This is a genomic window from Chryseobacterium sp. VD8 (genome assembly GCF_037149975.1).
In the GTDB taxonomy this organism is placed as follows: domain Bacteria; phylum Bacteroidota; class Bacteroidia; order Flavobacteriales; family Weeksellaceae; genus Chryseobacterium; species Chryseobacterium indicum.
Map to the genome: position 1 here is coordinate 1 of NZ_JBBCQL010000163.1, position 10,533 is coordinate 10,533.

General features: G+C 38.0%; 8 protein-coding genes. 6 read left to right on the plus strand and 2 right to left on the minus strand.

What is annotated here, in order from left to right; translation table 11 throughout:
• The 6 genes from WFK35_RS16015 to WFK35_RS16040 all read left to right on the plus strand — a co-directional run.
• Nucleotides 1–1,647, plus strand: a 1,647-nt coding sequence (locus WFK35_RS16015; protein ID WP_336733427.1) for a T9SS type A sorting domain-containing protein, incomplete at its 5' end; no start/stop codon positions are given.
• 210 nt (nt 1,648–1,857) lie between these two features.
• Nucleotides 1,858–2,001 (plus strand): hypothetical protein, encoded by a 144-nt coding sequence (locus tag WFK35_RS16020; protein ID WP_336733428.1) that lies wholly within the window; start codon nt 1,858–1,860, stop codon nt 1,999–2,001.
• Between the two features lie 51 nt (nt 2,002–2,052).
• Nucleotides 2,053–2,607, plus strand: coding sequence for a DUF6261 family protein (locus WFK35_RS16025; RefSeq protein WP_336733433.1), 555 nt, complete (start codon nt 2,053–2,055; stop codon nt 2,605–2,607).
• Between the two features lie 249 nt (nt 2,608–2,856).
• Nucleotides 2,857–3,036 carry a hypothetical protein gene (locus tag WFK35_RS16030; protein WP_336733429.1) on the plus strand — a complete coding sequence of 60 codons (180 nt, stop codon included), beginning with the start codon at nt 2,857–2,859 and terminating at the stop codon, nt 3,034–3,036.
• A gap of 846 nt (nt 3,037–3,882) precedes the next feature.
• On the plus strand, nt 3,883–7,587 hold the full coding sequence (locus WFK35_RS16035) for a fibronectin type III domain-containing protein (RefSeq protein WP_336733430.1): 3,705 nt from the start codon (nt 3,883–3,885) through the stop codon (nt 7,585–7,587).
• A gap of 137 nt (nt 7,588–7,724) precedes the next feature.
• A complete protein-coding gene (locus WFK35_RS16040) occupies nt 7,725–9,695 on the plus strand; it encodes a T9SS type A sorting domain-containing protein (RefSeq protein ID WP_336733431.1) in 1,971 nt (656 codons plus the stop codon).
• 65 nt (nt 9,696–9,760) lie between these two features.
• Here the strand turns inward: WFK35_RS16040 and WFK35_RS16045 are convergent, their stop codons facing one another.
• Entirely contained in the window at nt 9,761–9,919 is a 159-nt protein-coding gene (locus WFK35_RS16045; protein WP_336690036.1) for a hypothetical protein, read from the minus strand.
• 43 nt (nt 9,920–9,962) lie between these two features.
• The coding region (locus WFK35_RS16050; RefSeq protein ID WP_336733432.1) for an ion transporter at nt 9,963–10,533 on the minus strand (571 nt) is incomplete at its 5' end.

Below are 10,533 nucleotides of genomic sequence, written 5' to 3' on the forward strand. Positions count from 1 at the left end.
GGAGGGACATTGGTAAATGCATCCGGTGATCTTACGGTAGGTTGTACTCTTAAAAATAATTCATTAGTAAATAACGGAACATTAACAATTTCAGGTGGTATATTAAATGTAAATGGTAATGTAAATAATGTAAATGGATCAACATTTAATCAATCAGGTGGAGATATTATTGTAGATGGTAACGATGCAGGTATAGTGGCTAATTCTGTTGCTTCTGGTACTAATATCTTTGGTTTTGGTACTTCAGGAACAGGAGCTACATTAAATTTAACAGGCGGTAGAATTGTTATTGTAGATCCGCATGTGGCAACTTCAGCAGCAGGAGGTACTTCAAATGGACACGCTTTCGCGTATTGGGGTAATGGTTACCGTGCAGGAGTAAATCATACAATTCAATTAGGAGACGGAGTCTCTACTGATGCAGGTGGAAACACGAGTGGTCTTCAGTATAATACTTGGCCGGGCACTGGATATTTTATTGCGGGTAATTTAGTTATTAATTTACCTACAGGTACAAATAGATTTGTTGTACCTCCATATACCGTAGGTGTTGAAAAAGATTTAACCATTACTTCTGGTGAACTAAGATTATCTGGTTCAAAAATTAATGGAAATATTGTAAATAATGGTACGCTTACTTCTACTGGTACTTTAGAATTGGCACAATGGGGAGCAGATTTAACATCTTCTACTTCTAGCTTGGCATCTACCAATGCTCAAACTATATCTGGTACAGGTGTATTCAGAAATTTAGCAGCATCTCCTACAGCTAACTTAACTAGTTTATCTGTAAATAATGCAAGTACAGGTGGTGTTACATTAAATGCACCGTTATCAGTAAGTGGAACTTTAACACTTACAGCAGGAAAAGTAAATACAACTTCTGCTAACTTATTAACATTAGGTACAGCAACAGCTGCAGGTACATTGTCAGGAGGCAGCACTACATCTTATGTAGTGGGACCATTTGCCAGAACGATTGCTTCCGGTAATGCGAATACAAGCTATATAGTATATCCTGTAGGTAAAACAGCGTATGCTCCAATTGCATTGGCACCTGCAACTACGGCGGTAACCAATATGAAAGCTGAAGCTTTTGATTCCAACTCCGGAACGGCTGGCGCAGGTACTCAAAATTTATCTGCTACAAGAAGATGGGAAGCTCCACTGGTATCTGGTGCTTTCTCAACCATCAATGTAAGATTAGGGGATGCAGCAATTGCAAGTAGTAATTTCCCGGTAATCGCGACAACGGCAAATGGAGTATATGACAGCTCATTTGGTACTACCGGTACTTATGCGGCAGGCAGTCCAAATACAACACAATCTACTACTGCATTGGCAAGCGCCGGTTACACAGGTTTTCTTTCTTATGCGGAAATGGCTCCTACACTGGGCACAGGCGAAATATTGTATAAAGACAAAGGAATTAAAGTTTATCCTAATCCATTTGTGGATGTACTAAACATTTCTGATGTATCTAATGTAAAATCTATCTTTATCGTAGATGCTGCCGGAAGGTTAGTGAAAACTATCGCAACTCCAGCTTCTCAACTCCAGTTGGGAGAGCTTAAAGAAGGATTGTATTTAGTTACTCTTGAAATGAAGGATGGCTCTAAACAGACATTCAAAACAATTAAGAGATAATCTTAAATAATTATACTAATAAAAAGGTAGAGGCTGTCCTATTGACAGCCTCTATTTTTTTGATAAATGTTCATGAAAATTCTTTACTATGAAAACGTTATAGCTGCCAATATGTTGAAGTTATCTAAAATTTTTCATAAAATATACCTGAACAGAAAAACGCTTTCAATTTTTTTATAAATTAGCCCTTTAAAATTTTAAAATAACACAATGATTACAACCGCCAATCTGGAAAAATACCGTAACGGAGATTTTCTGCAATTCGTGAACAATGTATTGGAACTTTTACCTCAAGCCGCTGCCGACCAATTAAATATAGGCAGCCAAAGAACAATTTTGCAAACAGCGGCATAAAGTTTTAATAATGCTTATCTGCCCTATACGGGAAGCGATATTACGCCTGAAATTCAGGCTTTGGATGCGCAGAGAGACAACGCTGTTATCGGAATCAAAATGATGCTGGAAGCATGGCAGTACCATTTCGATCCGGTGATCAAAAACAATGCCTTTGCACTTTTAGATATCCTTAACCGTTTTGGAGACCGTATCTACAAGCTTCGGTATCAGCTGGAAACCGCCACGATTAACAGCATCGTAGCAGAATGGGAAGAAAAGCACAGCGATAAAATCTCCCAGCTTCAACTTATAGACTGGGTAAACGAACTGAAAACTTCCAACCAGAATTTTAACAACAAGTACATTGCCCGTACCGTACAACTTTCGGAAGTAGAAACAGGTGTGTTAGCCTCCGCCAGAACAGCATCTACGGAAGCTTACCGGACACTGAAGCAGCATATAGAGGCTCATGCCCTGCTTACCCCGAATGCAGAATACGATCAGTTAATGGCAAAGCTCAGCAGTCTGGTAAACCAATATAATCTTGCTGTTACCAAATACAGCAGTACGGAAGAAAGCGGGGGAGAAGATCAGAAACCTGAATCTCCGCAAACCCCTTCCTAGAGCCACCGCCGAAGGGAGGGAGCTGTCGGGAACAGCCGAAACCGCCCCGCCTGAAGGAGCAGACTTTCGGAACCCGCCGGGTGTATTCCGCCAAATGGACAACATTTTCGGGGAGTTCCGAAATCGTTTCGCCCAAAGGAATGTGTTTTCGGGAGCATCCGAAGATAAAACGCCTGAGGGAGCATGTTTTAAAATAGTCTGATATGGAAAGACAGAAAAAGTTCATCTAAAAGACAGAAAATTATTTTTTTGAGTTTAGAAGATTTAGTACTTTTCTACAATATTTTAATAGAAGACGACCATAAAAAAATGAATATAACAAGTCTGTTTAAGCTCATTTTAAATTTAACCACAAAAGAAACACAAAAGAATTTATTGGACTTATTTAAAGTAAAAGAGTTTGCTCCTTTAGGAGCAGAATCTGTGTAGAAATAAGAATAGATTCGTCAGTCAATCCATAGGATTGATATCTATAAATACGATAAATTTTCTAAGATAGCGTTCCTACGGAACGCAGAACGCCTTGCGAATATGGTGTCTACACAGATAAAACTCCACAGAGTTTTCTACCATTTTACTTTAAACTTTTATTTCAAAAGTCAGCAAAGAGAAAAAATCTTTGATTTTTTAACTTATGTGCTCTTTTTTTTCATTTAAGTATTAAACTTGAATAACTAAAGTGTTACAATCTTTTATGGTAAAAAAATTTAGACAAGTTTAAAATAAAAGACAAAAAAAAATGACTTCGTTCACCATTAAGCCTCCCTGTTCATGTAACTGAAATATCAAAGTATGGCAGCATTATGCTGCCTGATACATTACAAACAGTTTCTGTAAATGTGAAATTTTGAAGCACTGGGTGATTTTTATCAGAGTGTTAAGGTTTGTGGTAGTTTTTATCCGTATATCAAAAAGATATTTATTGAGAGGTATCGAAAAGTAAATAATTTATGGTTTATCAAAAGATTTTGATAAATAGAACTAACTAAATATAGGCTGTCTCTTTGAGGCAGTCTATATTTTTTCAAAGGTTTTTTATGCAAAGTTGTTATTGATTGTAAGTCAAATATTTGTGAGTGTTATTTAACTTCCTAATAGACAGTGTTTTATAAGTTTGTTTGAATTGTGATTTATTTAATTGTACAAACGATTGTTTGGTGAATAGATTTAAAATGGTATTTTTTGTTATTAAATATTAACTATTTATGAGCTTTTGGTTAATTAAATTAAATTTTATTTATATTTTTACAGTACCTAATTTTATTTTACTTAAACATGAAAAAACTTTTACTAATGTGCTTGATGTTTCTTTATGCATGCATCACAGCGCAGATTACAGTCTCAGAGAGTTTTGAAGGGACAACACTGCCCACAGGGTGGGCAAGTACTGATGCAGCTGGAACAGCTTATACATCGAATAGTTATAATACTAATGCTGGCACAGCTTGTGCAGGTACTAAAGCTATTAATAAGAATCTATATTCTTTTACATCTTCTTGGTATCTTATCTATTCTTCAACTGCTTCTAATGCTACAGCATTAACGTATTCTTTTAAGTATTTGGCAAAAGGCTATAGTACTACAGGATCAGTGAGTGGAAATATTGCTGCAGAATATTCTGTCGACGGTGGTACGACCTGGACAAGTCTGTTAGCAACAACCACCTTATCCAGTCCTAATGCTACTCCTATTCCTTGTACAACGGTTTCTGGAACTATACCTGCTGGAACTATACCTACTGGAGCAAATTTTAAGTTCAGAATTAAAATGAATTATACATCTCCGGGGGATTATTATATGGGAATCGATGATGTACAACTAAATCAGGTAGCAACAAATCCACCATCATGTACCACTATTTCTACACCAGCAAATGCAGCGACGGGAGTAGCTGTATTACCAACTATTACATGGGCAACTGCTTCCGGGGCTTCATCATATGATATAGCTATTGGTACGAGTGCTGGTGGAACAAATATACTTCCCCTTACGAATGTTACAGGAACATCATATACATTAACTAACGCCCTAATGTATAATACCGTTTATTATGTAACTGTATATCCAAAAAATTCTTTTGGCTCGGCAACAGGATGTACATCAAATAGTTTTACAACATCAGCGGTACCTTGTCCGACGGTTACTTCGCCTTCTGCCGGGGCAACTGGGGTTGGTTTAACACCAACTATTACTTGGACGGCTGTAACAGGAGCGTCAGGGTATAAACTTTCAGTTGGAACTACTGCGGGTGGTACAGATGTATTGAATGCTCAAGATTTAGGAAACGTAACATCTTATACTTTTTCTTCACCTTTAAATTTACAGACTCAGTATTATTATACATTAAATGCCTACCAAGGAGCAAACTTGTCTGTAAGTTGTACTGAAAGAAACTTTACGACACAGTGTAATGCTATTTCCAGTCTTCCTTGGACTGAGAATTTTGATGCTATGACTACTTTGGGGGCAGCGGTTGTACCATCTTGTTGGGCTAATGTTACAGGTTCATATGCATGGACTTCTATGAGTTCAACCACCACAACTTATAATACGCCGAGGTCTACGCCTAACTATATGACCATAGCATATAGTAATACGACAGCGAGCCAGCTTTGGACACCGGCCTTTCAATTAACTGCCGGTACATCGTATGATTTATCTTTTTATTATAATACAGGGGGTACAGGCTCTTCTTATGTAGGATATACAGGAAATGTTTTAGTAAATAATTCTATTTCTACTACCGGAGCTACAGATTTAGGAACATTTATTACAGCAACTCAGGGTACAACAGCCGGAGCAGCCGGATATGTAAAAGTTACTAAGACATTTGTACCTGCTACTTCAGGAGTTTATATGTTTGCTGTAAACGTATCTTCTACGAGTGCGCCATGGTATTTAGGAGTGGACGATTTTAGGTTAGAAACTACACCATCTTGTGCAGCTCCAACCACTTTAACTTCAGGCTCAATTACAGTTTCCGGAGCAACGGTTTCCTGGCCGGCTCCTACACCAGCTCCTGCAAATGGATATAATATTTATTACAGTACAACCAACACAGCTCCAACTGCTACTACAACACCAAGTGCTACTGTTGCAGCGGGGGTTACAACTTACAATATATCCGGACTTACCTCTAATACAACTTATTATGTATGGGTGCGTTCTAATTGTGGTTCCGGATCTACAAGTTCTTGGGCAGGTCCTCTGAGCTTTACGACTGCATGTACATCTACCAATGTTCCTTACACACAAGATTTTGAAAGTGTGACGACACCTGCGTTGCCTTCATGTACTTCTATAGAAAATGCTGGTACGGGTAACAATTGGACTACAAGTTCACCTGCTGCTTATGGCTTTACTACTAAAGCACTTACTTATCTGTATAATTCTCTTAATGCTGCTAATGCCTGGTTCTATACTCAGGGAATCAATTTAACGGCTGGTGTTTCTTATAGAATTAAATACACCTATGGAAATAACAGTACAACGTATGTTGAAAAATTAAAGGTAGCATATGGCACCTCTGCCAGCAGTGCAAGTATGACGAATGCTTTGGCAGATCATTCAAACATTAACACTGCAACAGCGGCAACTAACTTTGTAGACTTTACTCCTGCTGCATCCGGTGTTTATTATTTTGGATTTAATGCATACTCTGCTGCTGACCAATATAACCTGTATGTAGATGATATTAGTATTGTTGTTACTCCAACATGTTCAGAGCCTTCTGCGGTTACAGTTCCTGCTGCAACTTTAGCATATAATTCTGCTGTTGTAAACTGGACTGCACCTGCTACAGCACCTGCAAACGGTTATGATGTTTATTACAGTACAACGAATACAGCTCCGACTGCTACTACAACACCAACACTTTCTGGCTTAACTGCTGCTACAACTACTTTATCTAATTTAACCCCTTCCACAACTTATTATTTATGGGTTAGATCTAATTGTAGTGCTTCAGATCAGTCTATCTGGGTTCCTGTAACATTTACGACAAAATCTTTCTGTCCTACTGTTACTGCACCTTCAGCTGCTGCAACAAATGTTTCTGTAACCCCTACATTTACCTGGACTGCTGTAACCGGAGTTTCTGGTTATAAACTTTCTATCGGTACTTCAGCCGGTGCTACTAATATTATGAATGCTCAGGATTTAGGAAATGTAACAACTTATACACTTCCAACTGCGCTAAGTTATAATACGACTTATTATTATACCTTAAATGCTTATGATGCTACATCTACATCTCCGGGATGTACAGAAAGAAGCTTTACAACTGCACCTCCGCCTCCTGCAAATGATGACTGTTCCGGAGCAATTGCTTTAACGCCTGGTGGTACTTTTGCGCAAAATGCAGTGGTTTCTACTAATGCTGGTGCTACAGCAACCTCTGATGCAACGGCTACACATTCTTGCCAGACTACAGGTTACAGAGATGTATGGTATTCTGTAGTAGTTCCTGCAAGTGGAAATATTACAATAGAGACTCAGTCTGTTTCTGGTTCTAATGTTACGGATACTGTTTTAGGAGTGTACAGTGGAAGCTGTGGAGCACTTACGCAAATTGGTTGTGATGATGACAGCTCCGCAGACGGTAACTTCTCTTTAGTATCTCTTACAGGATTAACTCCGGGATCTACATTGATGATTGGTGTTTGGAATTATTCTTCATCAACAACTGGTCAATTCAAGGTATCTGCTTATGATGCATCACTTGTATTAGCAACTAATGAAGTAAAAGATGCTAAAAACAACATCAAAGTATATCCAAACCCATTCTCTGAGGTATTGAATATTTCTGACGTAGCTAATGTTAAAAATGTACTGGTTACAGATATTGCAGGAAGATTAGTGAAAACTATTGCTAATCCTACTTCAGAACTTCACTTAGGAGAATTGAAACAAGGAATGTATTTAGTTACTTTAGAGATGAAAGACGGATCTAAACAAACGATAAAAACAATTAAAAAATAGTTTTTAATTCATACCATAAATTATAATAGCGGCTAATATTAGCCGCTATTTTTTTTGTTAATTAAATTTGAAAATTGTTATAGAAATTAGATAATAATTGTTAAATTAGTACTTAATCAACAAAATATAAATAGTTTATGAAAAAAATTCTACTTTCATGCTTATTGTTCTTAAGCATGTGTTTTTCCGCCCAGATTACTCTGGGATCAGGAAGTACTAATGTCGGCGTTGCTCCAATCAGTACATATTATGGATATTCTTACGTACAGCAGATTTTCACAAAACAGGAAATTAACGCAAACGCAGCCGGAAACATTACAGGACTGAAGTTCTATATAGATCCGACAATGTCCATTTCAAACTCTTCGCAATGGGTGGTTTATCTGGGGCTTACCAACAAAACATCCTTCAGTACAGATTCAGACTGGATTCCTTCATCACAATTAACGCAGGTTTTTTCAGGGACAGTTACCAATAATAACGGGGTTATTGAAATTGTTTTTCCTACCCCTTTTTCCTACAATAATACCTCCAATCTCGTTATTGCTGCTGAAGAAAATTCTTCAGGCTATGATAACAATAATTATGATGAGGCAATGCACGTTTATAACGGGGCACAAAATTCTACCATTTATTATAAAAACGATTATACAGATCCGGATCCGGCTTCACCACCTGCGACGGGAAATCTGGTAAATTATAAATCTGTTGTTACCTTTCAGGGGCTGGCTCCGAATCCTATTCCGGCTTGCCCGGTAGTTACCTATCCGGGAAGTAATGCTTCTTTTGTTCCTTTAACTCCTACGATTACATGGAACAATACGGCAGGAGCAACAAGCTATAAAGTTTCTATAGGTACTTCTTCAGGAGGAACAAATGTAGCGAATCAGGTTTCTGTAACAACCAATAGTTATACACCTTCTGTTGCATTGGCTCCTAATACCACCCATTATGTTAAAATTATAGCTGTAGGCTCAGGAGGAGAATCTGCCGGATGTACAGAAGTATCATTTACAACCGCACCTCCGCAGCCTGCTAATGACGAATGTGCAACAGCGGTTACTTTAACGGTGAATCCGGATTTAAACTGTGGAACTGTAACGGCTGGTTATACTCTGGGTGCTACAGATTCAGGAACAGCCCCAAGTCCATGCTACGGAGATGCAGATGATGATGTCTGGTTTAAATTTGTAGCAACTGCGTCAACTCATAAAATATCCCTTCTTAATATCACCTCTGTAGGCAGTACAACAGGAGATACCGATACTTATTTTCAGGTATTCAGTGGAGGCTGTGGAGCGCTTTCCAGTATATTCTGTTCAGATCCGCCTTCCGGAGTTGTAACAGGTCTTACCGCAGGAGAAACATATTGGGTGAGAGTTTATAGTTATTACGGAGCAGGAAGTAATCAGAGTTTTAATATCTGTGTAGGAACTTTCCCTCCGCCTCCGGTAAATGATGCCTGCTCAGGTGCATTATCTGCCAATGCTTTCCCTTATACTTATATACAAAATGACGGAGCGGGAGCTACGAATAATTCAGGAATTGTAAGCGTATGTTCTAATGAAATGAATGACGGAACCTGGTTTACTTTTACAGGAGACGGAAGTACATTTAATATCAGTGTAACAATGCCTGCGGGAAGCGATTTTGATCCTCAGATCGGAGTTTATAGCGGAAACTGCTCTGCATTAACCTGTGAAAATACAGTAGATGACGGAGGACAGGGCGGTGCTGAAACAATTTCTATTCCTACTCTTTCAGGAAATACCTATTATGTAAATGTTGGTCATTACAGTGGCTGGTCAGATGAACCGGAAGGAGCATTTTCCATTAATATTACAAAAAACACTTTAGGAACTTCTGAAATTGCGGCCAATAAAAATACCGTTAAAGTATTCCCTAATCCTTTCAGTGATGTGGTTACAATTTCTGATATCGCTAAAGTAAAATCGGTTTCCGTGACTGATATTTCAGGAAGACTGATAAAAGTGATTGAAAATCCTGATTCAGAAATTCATTTGGGTGAACTGAAGCAGGGAGTGTATCTGCTGATGCTGGATATGAAAGACGGTTCTAAACAGGTTGTAAAAACAATTAAAAAATAAATAAACTTTAACCATAATAAAAGGCGGTCTATTGAAGATCGCCTTTATTATTTAATGAAGATATTTTATTTATTGGGAACGGGCTGAATTTCTCCTGTCGTCATACTTTCGAAAACAGTAGGGAAGAACATAACGAGTATGAAGTAAATTACGATCATAAGGGCGATCATCGAGAAAAGGATAATTACTAAGCTGTTCGGTTTATTTTTCTTTTTAGGTTCCATGATTGTTGTGGTGTTTCGTTAATAAATTGAGTATTAATTTTTACTAAGCTAATTTCTTGCCACACTGTTTACAATACCTTGCATCATCATCAATATCTTCATTTCCGCATCGGTCGCATACTTTTTCCAGATTTTGTCTTTTGTTTCTCATCTCAGCCGTTACAATTCCTGTAGGAACAGCGATGATAGAATAACCGGCAAGCATTAAAACCACGGCGAAAAATTTTCCCATCGGAGTAATCGGGGAAACATCTCCATAACCAACCGTTGTAACGGTAACAACCGCCCAGTAAATTGCCTGCGGAATCGTTTCAAAACCTTCTCTTCCGCCTTCCACCATAAACATCAGTGAGCCAACAATCACGGAGAAAATAATTAAAAATAAAAGGAAAATATAAATTTTTCGTGAGCTGTTCTTTAATGCCCTCACAATTACGGAGCCGTCATTCATAAAATCCAGTAAGTTGAATACTCGGAAAACTCTTAGCATTCTCAGCATTCTGAAAATGAGGAAATATTTGGTAACCGGAAAAATAAAGCTCAGATAAAACGGAATCAATGAAAGAAAATCGATTATCCCGAAAAAGCTGAAAATATAGTTCCGTTTGTTTTTC

Coding starts and splice junctions, on each gene's coding strand:
- WFK35_RS16020 (WP_336733428.1), top strand. CDS start 1,858: ATGATTACAACCGCCAATCTGGAAAAATACCGTAACGGAGATTTTCTG.
- WFK35_RS16035 (WP_336733430.1), top strand. CDS start 3,883: ATGAAAAAACTTTTACTAATGTGCTTGATGTTTCTTTATGCATGCATC.
- WFK35_RS16040 (WP_336733431.1), top strand. CDS start 7,725: ATGAAAAAAATTCTACTTTCATGCTTATTGTTCTTAAGCATGTGTTTT.
- WFK35_RS16045 (WP_336690036.1), bottom strand. CDS start 9,919: ATGGAACCTAAAAAGAAAAATAAACCGAACAGCTTAGTAATTATCCTT.